We start from the raw sequence: 20428 nt of genomic DNA on the forward strand, positions 1-20428 counted from the left end.
GCAAGGCCTATGAGAACCCGAGTCAAAATCTGTGGCATAACCCGACCCGAGGATGTTCGCGCTGCTGCACAGGCGGGGGCGGATGCGCTGGGTTTCGTATTCTACAAACCAAGCCCCCGATCGGTGACCGTGGCACGGGCGCGGAGTCTGGTGTCAGCTTTGCCGGCTTTCACCGGAGCCGTAGGGTTGTTTGTGAATCCGGAGAGGGAGTGGGTTGAAGAGGTCCTCGAAACCGTTCCCCTGGACCTGCTCCAGTTCCATGGTGATGAATCACCGGAATTCTGCGCCAGTTTCGGCAAGCGCTGGATCAAAGCTGTTCGTGTCCAAAGCGCCGGTGATATCGAGTTGGCGTACGATCGGTACGCGGGCGCCAGCGGTTTACTGGTTGACGCCTGGGACCCCCAGCGGTACGGGGGAACCGGCAAGAGTTTCAATTGGTCACTGATTCCGGCTCATCGTCCGTTACCGCTGATATTGGCCGGAGGTCTGGCATCTGATAACGTTGCCAGCGCTGTAGCACAGGTCCGGCCCTGGGCGGTGGACGTCAGTGGCGGTGTGGAGAGTAGCAAGGGCGTGAAAGATAACGCGAAAATTTCCGACTTTATAAACGAGGTTCACCGTGTCGATGAAACTGACTGAAGAAATGCTGAGCGCACTTCCGGATGCACGGGGTCACTTCGGTGCCTACGGCGGCCGGTTTGTGTCGGAAACCCTGATGGATTCGCTGATGACGCTGGAAAGAGAGTACCTGCGTTTGAAGAAGGACCCTGCATTCCAGAAGACGTTTGATGAAGATCTTGCCAATTATGTTGGCCGCCCCAGCCCGCTGTATTTTGCCGAACGCCTGACCCGTGAAACCGGCGGCGCCCAGATCTGGCTCAAGCGGGAAGACCTGAACCATACCGGTGCCCACAAGGTGAACAACACCATTGGCCAGGCCCTGCTGGCCAGCTTCCTGGGCAAGAAGCGGGTCATTGCCGAAACCGGTGCCGGCCAGCATGGCGTTGCGACAGCCACGGTATGCGCGCGCCTGGGGCTTGAGTGCCATGTGTTCATGGGGTCGGAAGACGTCAAGCGGCAATCCCTGAACGTGTATAGGATGAAGCTTCTGGGGGCCGAGGTCCATGCCGTGGAAAGCGGTACCAAGACCCTGAAGGATGCCATGAACGATGCCATGCGTGACTGGGTGGCCAACGTGGATGAAACCTTCTACATCATCGGTACGGTCGCTGGTCCACATCCTTATCCCTTGCTTGTGCGGGACTTCCAGTCGGTGATTGGCCGCGAAACCCGCAGACAGTCTCTTGAGCAGGCCGGTAAGCTCCCGGATGCTCTGGTAGCCTGTGTGGGCGGCGGTTCTAACGCCATTGGCATGTTCTATCCGTTCCTCACGGATGAGAGTGTGCAGATGTACGGCGTAGAGGCTGGTGGCCTGGGTATCGAATCCGGCCAGCATGCGGCACCGCTGTGCGCGGGCCGTCCGGGTGTGCTCCATGGTAACCGGACCTACCTGATGGAAGATGAGAATGGCCAGATCGCCAGCACCCATTCCGTAAGCGCGGGACTTGATTACCCGGGTGTTGGTCCCGAGCACAGCTGGCTGAAAGACATTGGTCGCGCCCAGTATGTGTCAGTGACTGACGACGAAGCGCTGGACGGGTTCCGCAAGCTCACCCGGGTGGAGGGCATCATGCCGGCGCTGGAATCCGCTCATGCTGTGGCCTATGGGGTAAAACTGGCGGCCACCATGGACAAGGATCAGGTGCTCGTAATTAACGTCTCTGGCCGTGGCGACAAGGACATACACACCATCGCCCAGTTGGATGGCATTGAAGTCTGATCTAACGGTAAACACTCAGTGTACAAGAGACAGGAGCAGGCATGAGTCGAATTGAAGGGGTGCTCAAGTCCCTGAAAGGGCAGGGACGCAAGGCGTTGATCCCTTACATTACCGCAGGTGATCCGCACCCGGACCAAACCGTTGGTCTGATGCACACCCTGGTAGAGGCTGGAGCGGATATTATCGAACTGGGTGTGCCGTTCTCCGATCCCATGGCCGATGGCCCGGTGATTCAATTGGCCTGTGAGCGGGCCCTGAAGCATGGCACCTCGCTGCGCCAGGTTATTGCTATGATCAAACAGTTCAGGGAAACCGATGACACCACGCCGGTGGTCCTCATGGGGTATCTGAACCCGATGGAAGCCATGGGCTACGAGGCGTTTGCGGACGCGGCGGCCGATGCCGGAGTCGACGGTATCCTGACGGTCGACCTGCCACCGGAAGAAGCGGACGAAGTGGCTCCACTGTTCACCGCCCGCAAGCTCGATGCGATTTTCCTGTTGGCGCCCACGACGACCGATGACCGGATCCGCTCAATCAGTGAGCACTCATCCGGTTATGTGTACTATGTTTCATTCAAGGGGATCACCGGTGCTGGCAACATAGACGTGGATGAAGTGGCCTCCAGGGTTGCCCATATTCACGACATCACCGCCTTGCCGGTGGGCGTTGGTTTCGGTATTCGTGATGCGGAAACCGCTGCAGCGGTTGGTCGGGTATCCGATGGTGTAATTGTTGGCAGCGTTCTGGTCGATACAATAGCCAGAAATCAGGCGGATCCTGAACAGCTGAAACGGGCACTGACGGATCTGCTTCACCCGATGCGAGAAGCACTGGACGGTCTGGCTTCCTGAATCTCAGGCAACCAGACGGGCAGGCATCAAAGGACAGGATGAAAACATGAGTAACTGGCTGGACAAAATCATGCCGAGCAAGATTCGCTCGGAATCCAAGCAGCGCACTGGCGTACCTGAAGGGTTGTGGAAGAAGTGCCCCAAATGCGGCGCCTTCCTGTACAAGCCTGAGCTTGAAAAAAACCTGGATGTCTGCCCCAAGTGTAATCATCACCTGAGGGTGAACGCCCGGCGCAGACTGGATGTATTCCTGGACCCCGACGGCCGGGAAGAGATTGCAGCCGATCTGGAACCCTGGGACCGGCTCAAGTTCAAGGACAGCAAACGCTACAAGGACCGTCTTGCCCATGCACAGAAGGCAACGGGCGAGAAAGACGCGCTGGTCGCCATGAAGGGCACAACCCTTGGGCTGCCTTTGGTGGCCTGTGCCTTTGAGTTCAACTTTCTTGGTGGCTCCATGGGTCAGGTTGTGGGCGAGAAGTTCGTGCAGGCGGCAAATGTCTGTCTTGAGGAACGTATTCCCCTGGTTTGTTTTTCTGCCAGCGGCGGTGCGCGCATGCAGGAAGCGATCCTCTCCCTGATGCAGATGTCGAAAACAGCAGCTGTGCTGGAGCGCATGAAGCAGGAAGGTATCCCCTATATTTCCGTGATGACCGATCCTGTGTTCGGTGGGGTGTCCGCGAGCCTGGCCATGCTGGGTGACCTGAACATTGCCGAGCCTAACGCCCTGATCGGGTTTGCCGGCCCGCGGGTCATTGAGCAGACTGTTCGGGAGAAACTGCCGGAAGGTTTCCAGCGCAGTGAATTCCTGCTGGAGCACGGTGCCATCGACATGATTCTCCATCGCCACCAGATGCGTGAGCGTATCACCCATGTGCTGGCGAAGTTTACCGGGCATGACAAGCCGGCGACGGAAGACCCGATAGAGTTTGAAGTGACAGAAAGACCGGAAACCGATGCCCCCGAAAGCTGACCACCTGTCCCGGCACCCGGAAGCTCCGGGTGCCGGAGCCACGCTGGATCAGTGGCTGTCCTACCTGGAATCCATTCACCCCGCAGAAATTGACCTCGGACTTGACCGTGTGCTGGTGGTGCTGCGCCGGCTGTTTCCCCGTAAACCGGCCGCACGGATTATCACTGTCGGCGGCACCAACGGAAAGGGCAGTACCGTGGCCTGTCTGGAGTCCCTGTTGATGGCCGCTGGTCGCACGACGGGGGCTTACACCTCGCCTCATCTCCAGCATTACAATGAACGGGTACGGCTGAATGGCAAAAACGTTGCGGATGACGAACTGATTGCCGCGTTCGAAGAAGTCGAGAACGCCCGCAAGAATGTCACGCTGACGTACTTTGAATTCGGAACACTGGCGGCTTTCGTATTGCTGGCCCGGGCAGGGGTCGAGGACTGGATCCTGGAAGTCGGTCTTGGCGGACGCCTGGATGCCGTCAATGTGCTCGATCCGGACCTGGCCATTATCACTTCAGTGGATATTGATCACGTTGCCTTCCTTGGTAATGACAGGGAGGTGATAGGCTTTGAGAAGGCAGGCATCCTCAGGCCCGGCATTCCGGCGGTCTATGCCGATATCGACCCACCTCGATCCGTCTTGCAGCAGGTGGCGGCACAGCGTGTCAGGTTGCATCGACTGGGCGATAGCTACAGTCTGGAGGAGAGCGGGCAGGTGAGGGCGCTTCACTTCAGCGACGGCAATGTCACCGTTGCGCTGCCGCCAGTAACGTTGCCTTTGGGCAGTGTTGCTGCCGCAATCGTCGCCTTTCACGAACTGGAGCCTGAGCAGTCGCTGGATTCGCTCGTTCCAGTCATTGGTCAGGTCCGCGCGCCGGGCCGGTTCGAAAAACTGGATGACAGCCCCGCCGTGTATGCGGATGTTGGTCACAATCCCCATGCGGCCCGCTGGCTGGCCATTCGCCTTGAATCGATGAAATCGCCTGCAGGGCGGATTCTGGCGGTCTATGGGGCGCTCTCCGACAAAGATGTCGAGGGTGTGGTGTCGGCCATGGCAACGGTGGTGGACCACTGGTATGTGGGCGGTCTGGATTGTGAGCGCGGACTGGCTGCCGGGGAGCTCGCGGGGCGGGTCGCTTCTGCATCTTCCGGGCTCAGTGTTACCGAGTACGATACTGTCTCCGGTGCGCTTCAGGCGGCCATGAGTCTGGCCAAGCCGGATGACCTGGTGATTGCCTTTGGCTCTTTCTATACGGTGGCGGAAACCCGCCGCTTCTTTGGGGTGGAGTCATAAAATGGCGAACTTCCGCCTTAAAGTTTGGTCATGCCCGGGTAGAGACTTTGAGTTCTCCGCAGCAGGCGGTTAGTATCTGGCCTGATCGCCAACTTCCGTGGCCGCCAGTGGTATAAAACAGGGGACATCAAGACGTGGACGGACTTAAGCAAAGAATAATCGGCGCATTGGTACTGGTTTCCCTCGCGGTTATTTTTGTGCCCATGCTGTTTGACGAGCCCCATTCCGAGCGTACCTCCAACCCGATCAAGATTCCCGAGGAGCCTCCATTCCCCGAGGTTGATGCCCCGGAGCCCCCGGAAGCGGACGCTCCGGCCTACCGGCTTGAGGAAACGGATGAACCCGAACCGGTCGCAGACAGGGATTCCCAGCAGGTACAGCGTGTGGAAGAGCCTGTTGAGCAGGCGCCAGAGCCGCAACCGGAACCTGAGGCTGCCCCGGAAGCGCCAGTGTCGCAGCCGGTAGCAGACCAATCCAGGCCTGAACCGGATGACGGTGAAGGGCCTCAGCAGGCTGGTTCTGCTGAATACGCCGGATCTCTGGAAGGTGCCTGGGTGGTTCAGTTGGGCAGTTTTGGCAGTGCCGATAATGCCCGGAACCTCCGCAACAAGGTTCGCGATACCGGTTACAGCTCCCACCTGCAGGAAATACAGCGTGGCGATGCGACCCTGACCCGCGTGTTCAGTGGCCCGTTTGCAGAAAAAGCCGAGGCTGAACGAGCCAAGAAAGCACTCGATCGAGAGTTTGGTCTGAACAGCCTGGTGACCACCGGGGACAAATAACACGGCCTTCCGTAGGTGTTATGCGAAACCGGCAGTTTGGTGCGGGGGCGTTTCCTGTTAGAATTCGCGCTTCAATATCACCACCGGGTTTTTCATGGAAGCGCTGATCTGGATTGACTGGGTCATCATTGCCCTAATCACCGTATCCACTCTTATCAGCCTAAAGCGGGGCTTCGTTAAAGAAGCCCTGTCGCTGGTCACCTGGGTCGGCGCGTTTATTATCGCCCGGACATTCCATCCCCAGATGCAGTCCCTGCTGGAAAGTACCGTTGAGACCCCTCTGGTTCGCCTGGTTGCAGCGTTCGCCATACTGTTCTTTGGCACCCTGATCATCGGTGCCATTATCAATAACATGATCGGTCATCTTATCCGTGCAACCGGATTGTCAGCCACGGACCGCGTACTTGGCATGGGGTTTGGTCTGCTTCGTGGCGTGGTGGTGGTGATCGTGGGTATTGCGTTTACTCGCTATACCCCTTTGGCTCAGGACACCTGGTGGAATACCTCTATCATGATTGATCGGCTGGCCGTTGTGGAAGACTGGTCCAGACGTACACTCGGGGATGAATTTGCCCGATTCCTGGGGCCGGCGGACGACGAGACTGCCAGTCCCGATGAACCTCAGCAGAAAGAAGGCGTGGAACCTGTTTCCGCGTCCCGCTAACATTCAGTAATAACGCTTCGGAGATTACCGTATCCATGTGTGGCATTGTCGGCATAGTCAGTACTTCCAACGTGAATCAGTCGCTTTATGATGCGCTGACCGTTTTACAGCACCGGGGCCAGGATGCGGCGGGCATTGTTACGTTTCAGGATGATCGGTTTAACCTCCGCAAGGATAACGGGCTGGTTCGGGATGTGTTCCACACCCGGCATATGCGCCGTCTGGTCGGCAATGTCGGGATAGGGCATGTACGGTACCCGACGGCCGGCAGCTCGAGTTCGGCCGAAGCCCAGCCATTCTATGTAAACAGCCCTTACGGCATCACCCTGGCTCACAACGGTAACCTGACCAACGCTGACGATCTCAGCAAGGATCTGTTCCGCACTGATCTGCGCCACATCAATACCAACTCGGACTCCGAGGTCCTGCTGAACGTGTTTGCCCACGAACTCCAGAAGCTGGGCAAACTGGATCCGACCAAGGATGAAATCTTTTCTGCCGTCCGTGCAGTTCACAAGCGCTGTCGTGGTGCCTATGCGGTGATTGCCATGATTACCGGGTACGGTATCGTAGGTTTCCGTGACCCTAATGGCATCCGTCCGGCCTGTTACGGTGTGCGTGAAACCGACGAAGGCAAGGAATACATGATTGCCTCCGAGAGTGTGGCGCTGAGTGCCGCCGGATATACGCTGGTCAGGGACATCGCGCCAGGGGAGGCGGTTTACATTGAAACCGACGGTACCTTGTACACGGAACAGTGTTCGGAAAATCCGCACCTGTATCCCTGTATTTTCGAGCACGTCTATTTTGCCCGTCCCGACTCGATCATCGACAAGGTGTCGGTATACAAGGCGCGACTCAGGATGGGGGAAACCCTGGCGGAAAAAATATTGAGAGAGCGCCCGGATCACGATATTGATGTCGTGATGCCGATACCGGATACCAGCAGGACATCCGCCCTTCAGATGGCCCACCTGCTTGGGGTGAAGTTCCGCGAGGGGTTCATCAAGAACCGCTACATTGGTCGGACGTTCATCATGCCTGGCCAGAAAATGCGCAAGAAGTCAGTGCGCCAGAAACTCAACCCCATCGATCTGGAGTTCCGTGGCAAGAATGTCATGCTGGTGGATGATTCCATTGTCCGTGGCACCACCTGTAAGGAAATTGTGCAGATGGCCCGGGATGCCGGTGCCCGTAATGTGTACTTTGCATCGGCAGCGCCCCCCGTTCGGTACCCGAATGTGTACGGTATCGACATGCCGTCGGCCAGCGAGCTGATTGCCCATGATCGAACCGAAGATGAGATTCGCGACCTGATTGGCGCTGACTGGCTGCTGTATCAGGACCTGAGTGATCTGATTACCTGTGTCAGCGACGTGAATCCAGACATTGAGGACTGGGAGTGTTCCGTATTCACCGGTAAGTATGTCACCGGGGATGTCGACGAAGCCTACCTCAACAAGCTGGAAGCCATGCGTAATGATGAGAATCGCTTCCAGGCGGCGGGAGGGGAATCCGCCGACAACGGCATCATTGATCTGTACAACGATGAAGACTAACCGCCACACCGCGAATTTCAGGAGCAAACCATGACATTTTGCCGCGACGAACAGGTCTGGATCCCGGAATCGGATCTTGAAGGCATGTCAGTTGACACCCTGGCGGTGCGTGCCGGACAGATCCGTACCGGCCAACTGGAGCACAGTGACGCGATCTTCCCGACCTCCAGTTTTGTCTATGGCAGTGCGGCCCAGGCTGCCGCACGGTTTGGTGGGGAAGAGCCGGGTAACATCTATTCCAGGTTCACCAACCCGACGGTGCAGGCGTTTGAAGGCCGAATTGCGGCCATGGAAGGCGGGGAGAGGGCAGTGGCCACCTCGTCCGGTATGGCCGCTATTCTCAGTACCTGCATGTCGTTGCTGCAATCCGGTGATCATGTGATCTGTTCCCGGGGCGTCTTCGGCACAACCAATGTGCTGTTCCAGAAGTACATGGCCAGGTTTGGCGTGGAGACCACGTTTGTCAGTCTGACGGATATGGCGCAATGGGAAGCCGCCATCCGGCCGGAAACCCGGATGCTGTTCATTGAAACACCGTCCAACCCGCTGTGCGAGGTCGCTGACATGAAAGCGCTGGCAGACCTCGCTCACCAGAATGACGCCCTGTTCGTGGTGGACAACTGTTTCTGCACGCCGGTACTGCAGCGTCCCTTCGAGCACGGGGCCGATATTGTCATTCACTCCGCCACCAAGTATCTCGACGGCCAGGGCCGTTGTGTCGGTGGTGTTGTGGTAGGTCCGGACAAGCTGATGGAAGAGGTCTACGGTTTCTTACGTTCGGCAGGCCCCACCATGAGCCCCTTTAACGCCTGGGTGTTCCTTAAGGGACTGGAAACCTTACCAATCCGTATGCGAGCCCATTGCGACAATGCGTTAGAGTTGGCCCTGTGGCTGGAACAGCAGCCGGCAGTGGCCGAGGTATTCTATGCCGGACTGGGGAAACACCCGCAACATGAGCTGGCCAAACGCCAGCAAACCGGCTTCGGTGGCGTGCTCTCGTTCCGACTGAAAGGGGGCAGGGAAGAAGCCTGGGCATTCATTGATGGCACCCGGATGATTTCCATTACGGCGAACCTCGGGGATGTGAAAACCACGATTACCCATCCGGCGACAACCACCCATGGTCGGTTATCCCCGGAAGACAAGGCGGAAGCCGGCATTACAGAAAACCTCGTCAGACTGTCGGTTGGTATTGAAGCGGTCGAGGACCTGAAAAGCGATCTTGAGCGAGGCTTCAGGGCCCTTGAAAATAACAGTAACGGAAACGTCTGAGTATTCATGGCAGAGTCTGCAAAAGCACAAAAGGCACGGGAACTGACCGAAAAACAGCAGCGATTTCGTCGGCTGGCGGCCCAGGGCAGCCGCGAGGGCGCCGTGATCGCCCTGATTGCCCTGTGTATTTACCTGGCAATGGCGCTGGTGACATTCAGCCCTTCTGATCCTGGCTGGGCCAGCATCGGCCATGAAACCAGTGTTGATAACTACGCCGGCCGCACCGGGGCCTGGATTGCCAGCCTGCTGATGGACTTCTTCGGCCACGTGGCCTTCCTGTTCCCGCTGATGATTGCAGGCTACGCGGTGATGTTGATTCGCCGCCGGAACGACCCGCTGGACCTTCACTGGCCCTTGCTGATGATGCGATTCGGCGGGTTCCTGTTGATCCTGCTGTCTGCGACCAGTCTGCTGTCCCTGTACTCCGTATTCGGCCTGGGAGTGTCTTCCGGCGGGGTGTTGGGTGCTGCGGTATCTGAAGCCATGGTGCGGTTTTTCAATCTGCCCGCGACAACCCTGCTGCTCATTTCAATATTCCTGTTTGCACTTACCGTCACCACAGGTTTGTCCTGGTTCTGGCTGATGGATCAGGTGGGGCTGACCACTATCCGTTTTTGCACCTGGCTGAAGAATGTGTTCAGTGCCGATGGAAAGTCCGCTAAAAAACAAAAGCCTGAATCGGCTGCGAAGCCGCAGCCGGAACCGCCGGTAGTAAAGGATCGGGTTGATAGCTCCCGGTCGGGCAAAGTGACCGGTGTCCGCTGGTGGCACAAGATCCCGGGGTTGGGGCCCAAAAAGCCCGGGCCAGCGGCCGACAAAAGGTCAGCGGACCGCAAGGAGCCGGCCATGGATGGCCTGCACACCTCGACGGACGAGGAGCCCGCACGCCTGGAAAGCTTCAGTTCAAGGGATGATATGGAGCCGGTGGATCCGCCCTCGGTGAATGGCACCGCCAGAAAAGAAAAGTCTGCGCCCGAGGGTCCCGTATCCCGGGCTCTGAAGATATCGCCGTTCAAGCGGGATGAGCCTGCCAGTAATGCCAAAAACGGCAAGTCCAGCCAGCGATCTCTGCTGGAAGACGTGGAAAGTCCGGTTCCTCCGATTACGTTGCTTGATCCGCCGGAGGAGCATAAGGAGAAGGGCTATTCGGAAGAATCCCTTGAGCACATGTCGCGGCTGCTGGAAGAAAAACTGGCGGATTTCGGGGTCTCCATTGAGGTGGTCGAAGTCAATCCGGGACCTGTGATCACCCGCTTTGAGATCAAGCCGGCGCCGGGGGTCAAAGTCAGCAAGATATCGAACCTAGCCAAGGACCTTGCCCGGTCCCTGGCAGTGCTGAGCGTTCGGGTAGTGGAAGTCATTCCGGGCAAATCCGTTGTCGGGATCGAAATTCCCAACGAAGAGCGCGAAATGGTTCGCCTGAGCGAAGTTCTGGGTGCCCGGGTGTTTACGGAATCCTCCTCCGCCCTGACGCTGGCGTTGGGTAACGACATTGGTGGCAACCCGATGGTTGCCAACCTGGCAAAAATGCCTCACCTGCTGGTCGCCGGTACCACGGGGTCCGGTAAATCCGTGGGTGTGAATGCCATGCTGCTGAGCATGCTGCTGAAGGCGACGCCGGAAGAGGTTCGCTTCATCATGGTGGACCCAAAAATGCTCGAACTGAGCATTTACGACGGCATTCCGCACCTGCTGGCGCCTGTGGTCACGGATATGAAAGAGGCGGCCAATGCATTGCGCTGGTGCGTAGCCGAGATGGAGCGTCGTTACCGTCTCATGGCCAACCTGGGTGTTCGTAACATTGCCGGTTACAACCGCAAGGTCCGTGATGCCGCAGCAGCTGGAGAACCGCTACTGGATCCGCTGTGGAAACCCGACGAATACCTGGCCAACGATGAGCAGGAGCGCCCCGAGCTGGAAACCCTGCCATTCATCGTGGTGGTGATTGATGAATTCGCCGACATGATGATGATCGTCGGCAAGAAAGTGGAAGAGCTGATTGCCCGAATCGCCCAGAAAGCCCGGGCAGCGGGTATTCACCTGATACTGGCCACTCAGAGACCGTCAGTGGATGTCATCACCGGCCTGATCAAGGCCAACATCCCGACGCGGATGTCTTTCCAGGTCTCTTCCAAGATTGATTCCCGTACCGTGCTGGATCAGGGCGGCGCGGAACAATTGCTGGGCCACGGTGACATGTTGTACCTGCCCCCGGGCTCCGGCCTGCCGGTTCGGGTACACGGTGCATTCGTCGACGATGATGAGGTTCATCGGGTGGTCAGTGCCTGGAAAGCGCGGGGCGAGCCGGTATACGTAGATGACGTGTTAAGTGGCGCTGAAGGGGAAAATCTGCCCGGCGTACCGACCCTTTCCGAGGGTGGTGGTGACGAAGGCGACGCTTTGTTTGATGAGGCTGTGGCGTTCGTTACCGAAGGGCGTCGGGTTTCCATTTCCTCCGTTCAGCGTAAATTCAAGATCGGGTACAACCGGGCGGCAAACCTGGTTGATGCCATGGAAGCATCGGGTGTGGTCAGTGCCGCCGGCCATAATGGCGCGCGGGAAGTGCTGGCACCGCCCCCACCAAGAGACTAGGAGTTAGCTGACGATGAAACAATTTGCCCGACTGTTCTGGATATCGTTTCTGGTGGCCGTTCTGGTGCCGTCATTTGCGGTACAGGCTGAAGATGGCAGTAAGCAGGATGCCTCCGAACTGGCGCAAATGCTGGAAAGCTACGAATCCTATCAGGCCCGCTTTATCCAGATTGTTGTCAATGAGGGCGGCAGTCGGGTTCAGGAATCCCGCGGCTTCCTGAAAGCCAAGCGCCCTGGGCTGTTTTACTGGGAAACCCGTGATCCGTATCCCCAGTTTATTGTCAGTAATGGTTCCACCGTTGAAGTATATGATCCGGACCTGGAGCAGGTGACCGTTCACAGCCTCGATGAACGAGTTCAGACCACCCCGGCATTACTGCTGAGCGGCGAAGTGGGGAACCTTGATGAAACCTACAAGGTCTCCGGTCGCAACAAGGGGGAGCACACCCGCGAATTTACCCTGGAGCCGAGAAACGCTGACTCCCTGTTTGTGTCTTTACGCCTGACTTTCTACAAGGGCGAACTCCAGGAAATGCGCATGGAAGACTCCCTGTCGCAGATCAGTGTGCTGAGCTTCGACGATATCGAGCTTAACAGGGCCATTGAAGACACCGCCTTCACCCTCGATTACCCAGACGAGGTGGACGTTATCCGGGACGGGGCCTGATGCAGGAGAACCTGTTTTCCGGGCAGCAGCAGGGGTTTCGCCCTCTCGCCGCCCGAATGCGCCCGCGAAACCTGGATGAATACGTTGGTCAGGCCCACCTCGTGGGCCCTGGCAAGCCGCTGAGGCGAGCGGTCGAGCAGGGACAGCTCCATTCCATGATTTTGTGGGGGCCGCCCGGCGTTGGTAAAACCACGTTTGCCCAGTTGCTGGCCAATCTTGGTGACCTCAGTTTTGAGACTGTCTCAGCCGTACTCAGCGGCGTGAAAGATATCCGCGCCATCGTTGAGCGGGCGAAAAACCGCAAGCATACGGAAGGCAGGGACACCCTGTTATTCGTGGACGAGGTTCACCGTTTCAACAAGGGGCAGCAGGACGCGTTCTTACCCCACATCGAGGACGGCACCTTTATTTTCGTGGGTGCAACCACTGAGAATCCCTCCTTCGAACTCAATAGCGCACTGTTGTCGAGAACCCGGGTTTACGTCCTCAAAAATCTCGAAGAGAGCGATGTGCTGGTGCTCCTTCGGCGAGCGCTGGAAGCAGAAGAAGGCCTGAACAGCCAGATAACCGTTGATGAAACGGTGTTGGCCATGATGGCATCCGCCTCCGGTGGCGATGCCCGCAGGGCGCTCAATATTCTGGAAGTGGCGGCGGACCTTGCCGAGGAAGATCCTCAGGGGGCTCTGCGAATTACCGATGATCATCTCGAGCAGGTACTCCAGACCAGCCTGCGTCGCTTCGACAAGGGCGGCGATGTCTTCTACGACCAGATCTCCGCCCTTCACAAATCGGTGCGGGGATCGGATCCCGATGGCTCCCTGTACTGGCTGTGTCGCATGCTCGATGGTGGCTGCGATCCCTTGTATGTGGCCCGTCGGCTGGTTCGTATCGCCAGTGAGGATATTGGCAATGCCGACCCGAGGGCGCTGCAGCTTTCAATGGATGCCTGGGAAGCGCAGGAGCGCCTGGGCAGCCCGGAGGGTGAGCTGGCTCTGGCCCAGGCCGTAACGTACCTGGCCATGTCGCCAAAGAGTAACGCTGTGTACAAGGCCTTTAACCAGTGCATGGCGGATATCCGCAATGATCCGGACTACGAGGTCCCCGTCCACCTGCGCAACGCTCCGACCAAGCTGCTGAAAAGCCTTGGCCACGGGGATGAATACCGCTATGCCCACGACGAACCCGAAGCTTTCGCGGCCGGTGAATCCTACTTGCCGGAAGCTATCCATCAACGCCGCTACTACGAACCGGTTCACCGCGGGCTGGAGATCAAACTGGCGGAAAAGCGTCAGCGGCTGGATGCCCGCAACACCGAAAGTTCCCGCAAACGCTATTCCTGAGCAGGCTCCGGCACGGTAGCCACCAGCGCCTGTGCAGGTATAATGGCCTGTCATTCAACACATATTGCTAATCGGAAAAGTCAGGATAATCATGCTCGATCCCAAACGCGTCCGTACTCAGACAGAAGAGATCGCCCGTCGGCTGGCCATCAAGAATGTCGAATTTGATACCGCCACCTTCGAGCAGCTTGAGGAGCGCCGTCGTGCCATCCAGGTGCGCACGGAAACTTTGCAGAGCGAGCAGAACAAGCGTTCCAAATCGATTGGCAAGGCCAAGGCTGCCGGCGAGGATATCCAGCCGCTGCTGGACGAGGTAGAGAACCTCAAGAAGCAGAAGTCAGACGCTGAGGACGAGCTCCGTGCATTGCAGGAACAGCTGAATGCCTTCCTGGCCGGCATCCCCAACCTTCCGGACGACGACGTGCCGGCAGGCGACAGCGAAGACGACAACGTCGAGATACGGACCTGGGGCACTCCCAAATCTTTCGAGTTTGAACCGAAGGACCATGTTGCGTTGGGAGAAGCCCTGAAAGGACTGGATTTCGAAACCGCATCACGGCTGGCGCATTCCCGTTTTGCAGTGATGCGCGGGCCTGTGGCACGCCTGCACCGGGCGCTCACCCAGTTCATGCTGGACCTGCATACCGGTGATCACGGTTATACCGAAACCTACGTGCCATACCTGGTTAACGCAGAGACGCTCTACGGCACCGGGCAGCTTCCCAAATTCGAGGAAGACCTGTTCAAGACCGAGGGCGAGAATCCCCTGTACCTGATTCCGACCGCGGAAGTGCCGGCAACGAACCTGGTATCCGATACCATTCTCGATGCCAAGGAGCTACCACTACAGATGGTGTGCCACACCCCATGCTTCCGCAGCGAAGCGGGCTCTTATGGTCGTGATACTCGAGGCATGATTCGTCAGCACCAGTTTGACAAGGTGGAGCTGGTTCAGGTGGTCCGTCCGGAAGATTCGGAAGCTGCGCTTGAAACCCTGACCGGCCATGCCGAGAAAGTCCTCCAGCTGCTTGAGCTGCCTTACCGGGTGGTTGCGCTGTGCGGCGGCGACATGGGCTTCTCTGCCGCCAAGACCTATGACCTCGAGGTATGGCTGCCGGGCCAGGACAAGTTCCGTGAAATTTCATCCTGTTCCAACACCCGTGATTTTCAGGCACGGCGCATGCATGCTCGTTGGCGTAACCCGGAAACCGGTAAGCCCGAGCCTGTCCATACCCTCAATGGTTCAGGTCTTGCGGTGGGCCGTGCACTGATTGCGGTCATGGAAAACTACCAGCAAGCCGATGGCAGCATTGTGATTCCGGATGTCTTGAAGCCGTATATGGGAGGTTTGGAAAAGATTCAATGACTAATCGGGACGATGCACCAGGAAAGGGCGTAAGGGCAGGGCATGCACCAGTTCGATACAGGGCCAATCCGGTCACTGACAACCCCAACACCTCCAGCGGCGAAGTCGCCCTGGTAGGGGCGGGACCGGGCGACCCAGAGCTGCTTACCCTGAAGGCCTGGCGATTGATCAACTCGGCGGAAGTGGTGTTGTACGATCGCCTGGTGTCACCGCAGATCCTGGCATTGATTCCCGAGTCCGCAGAGCGCATCCATGTGGGAAAGCAGCGGGCCAATCATACGCTGCCCCAGGAGCAGATTAATCACCGCCTGGTGGAGCTGGCGCGACAAGGTCGTCGTGTCGTGCGTCTCAAAGGCGGCGATCCCTTTATCTTCGGACGTGGCGGAGAGGAAATCGAGACCCTGGCTGAAGCCGGTGTCCGTTTTCAGGTGGTGCCCGGTATTACTGCCGCCTCTGGCTGTGCAGCTTATTCAGGTATACCGCTGACTCATCGGGATTACGCCCAGTCGGTGCGATTCGTCACTGGACACCTTAAAAACGATACCTGCGATCTGCCCTGGCGGGATTTTGTCCAGAATAACCAGACACTGGTGTTCTACATGGGCCTGGTGGGGCTGCCGATCATCTGTCGGGAACTGGTGGCTCACGGAATGGCCAGTGATATGCCGGTTGCGCTGGTGTCGAAAGGCACCACACCTGAGCAAGAAGTGATCACCGGAGATCTGTCGACGATTGTGGATCGGGTGAACAAGCGCCAGGTACAGCCTCCGACGCTGGTCATTATCGGGCAGGTGGTCAGTTTACGGGATCGCCTGGACTGGATAGGGGCGATTTCCACTACACCATAAAAAACGGGGAGCCTGGGCTCCCCGTTTTTGTCTGACCTCAGCCTTTTCGCTTCGGAAGTACGTCGCGGAGCTTGTCGCGCATATCCCGAATGGCCTTTTCGGTGGTTGGCCAGTCAATACAGGCATCGGTAATGGATACGCCGTATTTCAGGTCGGCCAGGTTGTCGGGAATGGACTGGTTGCCCCAGTTGATGTTGCTCTCAACCATCAGGCCCTGGATGGACTGGTTGCCTTCCAGGATCTGATGGGTAATGTCCTGCATGACCAGCGGCTGAATAGCCGGGTCCTTACTGGAGTTGGCGTGGCTGCAATCCACCATGACGGACTTGCGCAGGCCGGCTTTATCCAGTGCCTGTTCGCACAGGGCCACACTGACGGAATCGTAGTTGGGCTTACCACCGCCGCCCCGCAGGACAACGTGACCGTAGTTGTTGCCCTTGGTGCGAATGATCGCGACCTGGCCCTGCTGGTTGATGCCCAGGAAACTGTGAGGATGAGAAACCGAGTTCATGGCGTTAACCGCAACGTCGAGGCTGCCGTCCGTGCCATTCTTGAAACCGATGGCCATGGACAGGCCGCTGCTCATCTCGCGGTGTGTCTGGGATTCAGTGGTGCGAGCGCCAATGGCTGACCAGGAAATAGTGTCTTGCAGATACTGGGGCGAAATCGGGTCCAGCGCTTCTGTCGCGGTTGGCAGACCGATTTCAGCAATGTCCAGAAGCAACCGGCGGCCAATGTGCAGGCCCTGCTCGATATCAAACGTGTCATTCAGGTGCGGATCGTTGATCAATCCCTTCCAGCCAACGGTTGTGCGCGGCTTCTCAAAATAGACACGCATAACGATCAGCAGCGTGTCGCTGACTTCATCGGCAAGTTTCTTGAGTCTGGTGGCGTAATCGCGAGCGGCTTCCACATCATGGATGGAGCAGGGGCCAACCACCAGAAACAGGCGGTGATCCTTGCCATCCATGATGTCATAGATGGCCTGGCGTCCTTTCTCAACGGTTTCGGCTGCGGCGCTGGATAGTGGCAGTTCCTGCTTTAGCGCTTCAGGGGTAATCAGTTGTTCCTGATTTGCCACATTAATGTTCTCAAGTTTGTTGCCCGACATTCTGTTGTTTTCCCCGGTTCTGAGCAGTGCAGCGACCCTTCAGACAGGGATTCTGATACCCTGCAGGTCGTGCCAATATTAACTAAACAAGCCGGTCTACATTGAGGTAAACCCCGGCGAGTTGGTTATACTGCGTCATTTGGTAGCCCATTTCAACGCTTCTTACGTGCGGATGAAGGATGTCTCAGAACCGGCGGAAACCGCTTTCAGCAGTGCCCCCTGGACAGGTAATGGAAAGGATTTCGGATGTCCTGTCCGGCATTCGAGTACCGGACCTTCCGTATCCGGTCGGAAAAGTCCCGACGGAATCCGTCAGCGACTGGCAGCCATTGCTGTTTTCCTGCTGGACGGAGCAGCGGGACGAACGGGTGACACAGCTGATACGTTCGGTCTCCCTCACCTGGTCGGTGCGCCAGATTAACGCAGCCTATGTGGCTGATCGCATCATGGATGTGTTCGTGCAGACCAGCGGGCTGCACCCCGAGCTTGCCCGGCGGATTGCCCGCCTGCGCTTCTTCCTGGCCTGGCGTATGAACGAGGAGGGAGCGGCCGCCTTCAGCGACAACCTGCTGTCCTGGCTGGACGGCCTGCAGGAACTGAGGGGCTGGAGCGATTCGGGAGGACGCTCGTCCAAATTATTGCTCGACCAGTTGGACTCTCTGGTGATTTCCGTCTCGGCCTGTTTCGAAACGGGTACCCGGAAACCTCTGGAGGCGTTCTGCCGGGATTGGCAGATGGATTCCGACAAGCGCGCTCAGCAGATATCCAGGTTCCGTCAGCGCCTGCTTGAAACCGAGAGCGGCGCTGCCAGGCAGCGGCGTGCCGAGCAGACCGCCAGGGCCCTGGTGGGGCGTGCCCTTCGTGATCGCCAGTTACCCAGGCCCATTATCGCCTTTATTTTCGAATACTGGATGCCGCTACTGAAGCAGGTGGTTTGGTCTGGCGGCATGGATGGTGAAAACTGGCGGCACAGCGGAAAACTCCTTGAGTGGCTGGTCTGGATTGGTGACCCGGCACTGTCTGACAAAGACCGCAACCGCCTTTACCATGTGGGTGAGCAGATCGGTGATCGTATTCTGGATGTCTGGCAACGGGTTCAGGGCGAACCACTGCCTACAAAGGCTCTGGAAGGCATACAGACTGTGATGATGGCTCGCCTGAGGGGAGAGAGTCCGGAGTTGGCCGATGGGCTGTCGGGTCAGTCCGGTTTTACCTGGGACACCGCCTGGTTGTCTTTCGAGGGCCCGGATCAGCAACGCCTTGACGAGCTGGAAGGTCACTGGTTTGTCGAGGGGGAAGGAACCGGTGAACAGCGGCGATACTTTTTTGCGTTATTGCCGGACACCGCTGAAATATTGTGGACGAACGGCTCTGGCGTAAAGCTGGGGCTGCAGCCCTGGGCGGAGTTCGAGGCCGCAAGAAGCCAGGGTCGTATCCGCCCGTTACCGGCATTGACGCCGTTTGGTCGTATTCTCACCGATGCGGTCACGTCTCTTGCGACTGTGCTGGAAAAGCAGAAAGCGCTGCGGGAAAAAGCCGCCAGGGAAGCCCGCAACCGGGCCGATGCGCTGAAGAGGGAAAAGGAAGCCGCGGAGGCCCGGCGCAAGGCAGAAGAAGCGGAACGGCAGGCAGAAATCGACAAGCGCAGGCGCGAAGAACAGGAAAAACGCCAGGCTGACGAACAGGCGGAACAGGAGCGCGAAGAACAGGAAAAGCTGGCGGCTGCGCGCAAGCTGGTGGGTAACATAAAGCTCGGTGGCTGGATTGTTCTCAATGAGAACGACGCCAGCGGTGATCCGGTGAGGCTGAAGCTGGCCGTACGGATTAATGCTTCCAACAAGCTGGTGTTTGTTGATCGCCTCGGTCTCAACAGAAGGGAGTTTCCCGGAGATGAACTGGTTCGGGGCGTCCTTTCGGGGGAGGTCCGTGTGCTGGGCAGTTCCGCGGAATTTGATGAGACCCTGAGTCGGGTCGTGGGGCGAATACGGGTTGGTCGCAACTGAGGGAGCAGGGTGTAGAGCCATGAGTGATGTGGATTACAACTTCGGGAATAACGAAGACGTGCCGGCAGGTAAGGACTCCCGGGGAGACTATCGGCTTTTCGCCAGTGCGTACGCGACCCTGGAACTGGATTCCGGGATGCCCGGTAGCTCTGGTGGTCCGTCGTCGGGCGCGAGGATTCTGGAGTGCCGTATCAGGGATCTTTCCGTCGGCGGCTTATGTCTGGTGACGTCTCTGCCGGTAACCACTGGGGCACTGTTATCGGCCAGTGTAACGTTGGGGCGCGGGCACTCGCCGTTCCAATTCACCGTGGAGGTGGTGTGGTGCCATGAGGGCAGTCCCGGCGAATGGCTGGTGGGTATCAGGATTCAGGAATCGGACGATACGTCCTACCTGGATTGGGTGGAAGCTGTCTCAAAGGTGATGGTCGAAGATTAGCAAGACTCCACCGGGCGTGTTACAGCCCGGTGGAAAAGCAAGCTCAGTCCTCGAGTTCGCCCATGCCGGTGATGTTGAAACCGGCGTCTACATACATGATCTCACCGGTGACACCGCTGGCCAGGTCGGAGCTCAGGAAGGCTGCGGCGTTACCCACTTCCGCGGTGGTCACGTTGCGGCGCAGGGGGGCGCGCCTGGCGTTTTCAGCCAGCATACGGCGGAAGCTCTTGATGCCGGATGCCGCCAGAGTCTTGATCGGGCCGGCGGAGATACCGTTTACCCGGATGCCTTCACGACCCAGACTTGCCGCCATGTAGCGCACATTGGCCTCAAGCGAGGCCTTGGCCAGACCCATGACGTTGTAGTTCTGCAATACCTTCTCGGCGCCCAGGTAGCTCAGTGTCAGCAGTGAGCTGTTTTCGTGCATCATGCCACGGGCGCCTTTCGCGAGCGCGACAAAGCTGTAAGAGCTGATGTCGTGCGCAATCCTGAAGCCCTCACGGGTGGTTACATCGACGAAATTGCCATCGAGCTCATGGGCCGGGGCATAGCCAACCGCATGAATGATGATGTCGATATTATCCCAGTGCTTCCCGAGTTCCTTGAACACATTTTCGATTTCTTCGTCACTGGCAACATCACAGGGGAAGGTGAGCTTGCTACCCCATCCCTCTGCGAATTTTTCAACCCGGGACTGAAGTTTCTCGTTCTGGTAGGTGAAGGCCAGTTCCGCGCCTTCACGGGCAAATGCTTCGGCAATGCCGTAGGCAATTGAATGTTTGCTGGCAACGCCAACAATCAGTGCTTTCTTGCCACTGAGTAATCCCATTGGT

Annotated in this window: 18 protein-coding genes; 16 read left to right on the plus strand and 2 right to left on the minus strand. The window is 57.9% G+C overall.

Translation table 11 applies throughout. From position 1 onward, the window contains the following. Nucleotides 1-9: 9 nt before the first annotated feature. The 14 genes from ACJO3M_RS05915 to cobA all read left to right on the plus strand — a co-directional run bounded on the left by ACJO3M_RS05915 (nucleotide 10) and on the right by cobA (nucleotide 16045). Nucleotides 10-639 (plus strand): phosphoribosylanthranilate isomerase, encoded by a 630-nt coding sequence (locus ACJO3M_RS05915; protein ID WP_407000448.1) that lies wholly within the window; start codon nucleotides 10-12, stop codon nucleotides 637-639. Further along, nucleotides 632-1840, plus strand: coding sequence for a tryptophan synthase subunit beta (gene trpB, locus ACJO3M_RS05920; RefSeq protein ID WP_406985279.1), 1209 nt, complete (start codon nucleotides 632-634; stop codon nucleotides 1838-1840). The genes ACJO3M_RS05915 and trpB overlap by 8 nt, the downstream gene beginning before the upstream one ends. A gap of 41 nt (nucleotides 1841-1881) precedes the next feature. Continuing rightward, complete coding sequence (gene trpA, locus ACJO3M_RS05925) at nucleotides 1882-2694, plus strand: tryptophan synthase subunit alpha (protein WP_406985208.1); 813 nt, start codon at nucleotides 1882-1884, stop codon at nucleotides 2692-2694. 46 nt (nucleotides 2695-2740) lie between these two features. Further along, a complete protein-coding gene (gene accD / locus ACJO3M_RS05930) occupies nucleotides 2741-3667 on the plus strand; it encodes an acetyl-CoA carboxylase, carboxyltransferase subunit beta (protein WP_407000449.1) in 927 nt (308 codons plus the stop codon). After that, complete coding sequence (gene folC / locus ACJO3M_RS05935) at nucleotides 3651-4955, plus strand: bifunctional tetrahydrofolate synthase/dihydrofolate synthase (protein WP_407000450.1); 1305 nt, start codon at nucleotides 3651-3653, stop codon at nucleotides 4953-4955. The genes accD and folC overlap by 17 nt, the downstream gene beginning before the upstream one ends. A 134-nt stretch (nucleotides 4956-5089) precedes the next feature. After that, complete coding sequence (locus tag ACJO3M_RS05940) at nucleotides 5090-5737, plus strand: SPOR domain-containing protein (RefSeq protein WP_407000451.1); 648 nt, start codon at nucleotides 5090-5092, stop codon at nucleotides 5735-5737. Nucleotides 5738-5831: 94 nt separating this feature from the next. Beyond that, nucleotides 5832-6401 (plus strand): CvpA family protein, encoded by a 570-nt coding sequence (locus ACJO3M_RS05945; protein WP_407000452.1) that lies wholly within the window; start codon nucleotides 5832-5834, stop codon nucleotides 6399-6401. A 35-nt stretch (nucleotides 6402-6436) separates the two neighbouring features. Continuing rightward, a complete protein-coding gene (purF, locus tag ACJO3M_RS05950; protein ID WP_407000453.1) occupies nucleotides 6437-7960 on the plus strand; it encodes an amidophosphoribosyltransferase in 1524 nt (507 codons plus the stop codon). A 30-nt stretch (nucleotides 7961-7990) separates the two neighbouring features. Then, on the plus strand, nucleotides 7991-9232 hold the full coding sequence (locus ACJO3M_RS05955) for an O-succinylhomoserine sulfhydrylase (RefSeq protein ID WP_407000454.1): 1242 nt from the start codon (nucleotides 7991-7993) through the stop codon (nucleotides 9230-9232). Between the two features lie 6 nt (nucleotides 9233-9238). Beyond that, the gene (locus ACJO3M_RS05960; RefSeq protein WP_407000455.1) at nucleotides 9239-11824 is read left to right on the plus strand and encodes a DNA translocase FtsK; all 2586 of its coding nucleotides are present in this window, start codon (nucleotides 9239-9241) and stop codon (nucleotides 11822-11824) included. A 13-nt stretch (nucleotides 11825-11837) separates the two neighbouring features. Further along, entirely contained in the window at nucleotides 11838-12491 is a 654-nt protein-coding gene (gene lolA / locus ACJO3M_RS05965; RefSeq protein WP_407000456.1) for an outer membrane lipoprotein periplasmic chaperone LolA, read from the plus strand. Further along, a complete protein-coding gene (locus ACJO3M_RS05970) occupies nucleotides 12491-13831 on the plus strand; it encodes a replication-associated recombination protein A (RefSeq protein ID WP_407000457.1) in 1341 nt (446 codons plus the stop codon). Before lolA ends, ACJO3M_RS05970 begins: the two co-directional genes overlap by 1 nt. A gap of 91 nt (nucleotides 13832-13922) precedes the next feature. Next, a complete protein-coding gene (gene serS, locus ACJO3M_RS05975; RefSeq protein ID WP_407000458.1) occupies nucleotides 13923-15197 on the plus strand; it encodes a serine--tRNA ligase in 1275 nt (424 codons plus the stop codon). Further along, nucleotides 15194-16045 carry a uroporphyrinogen-III C-methyltransferase gene (gene cobA / locus ACJO3M_RS05980; RefSeq protein ID WP_407000459.1) on the plus strand — a complete coding sequence of 284 codons (852 nt, stop codon included), beginning with the start codon at nucleotides 15194-15196 and terminating at the stop codon, nucleotides 16043-16045. Before serS ends, cobA begins: the two co-directional genes overlap by 4 nt. Before the next feature lie 37 nt (nucleotides 16046-16082). Here the strand turns inward: cobA and ACJO3M_RS05985 are convergent, their stop codons facing one another. Beyond that, nucleotides 16083-17156: a 3-deoxy-7-phosphoheptulonate synthase gene (locus tag ACJO3M_RS05985; RefSeq protein WP_407000460.1), complete on the minus strand. Its 1074-nt coding sequence runs from the start codon at nucleotides 17154-17156 to the stop codon at nucleotides 16083-16085. 230 nt (nucleotides 17157-17386) lie between these two features. On the opposite strand from ACJO3M_RS05985, the gene ACJO3M_RS05990 reads away from it, so the two are divergent. Together ACJO3M_RS05990 and ACJO3M_RS05995 are read left to right on the plus strand one after the other, a co-directional pair. Next, entirely contained in the window at nucleotides 17387-19159 is a 1773-nt protein-coding gene (locus ACJO3M_RS05990; protein WP_407000461.1) for a DUF1631 family protein, read from the plus strand. Nucleotides 19160-19178: 19 nt separating this feature from the next. Further along, entirely contained in the window at nucleotides 19179-19595 is a 417-nt protein-coding gene (locus ACJO3M_RS05995) for a PilZ domain-containing protein (RefSeq protein ID WP_407000462.1), read from the plus strand. A gap of 43 nt (nucleotides 19596-19638) precedes the next feature. Here the strand turns inward: ACJO3M_RS05995 and ACJO3M_RS06000 are convergent, their stop codons facing one another. Further along, nucleotides 19639-20424 carry an enoyl-ACP reductase FabI gene (locus tag ACJO3M_RS06000; protein ID WP_406985223.1) on the minus strand — a complete coding sequence of 262 codons (786 nt, stop codon included), beginning with the start codon at nucleotides 20422-20424 and terminating at the stop codon, nucleotides 19639-19641. Nucleotides 20425-20428: the final 4 nt, after the last annotated feature.

Source organism: Marinobacter alkalisoli (assembly GCF_045449795.1).
Classification (GTDB): domain Bacteria; phylum Pseudomonadota; class Gammaproteobacteria; order Pseudomonadales; family Oleiphilaceae; genus Marinobacter.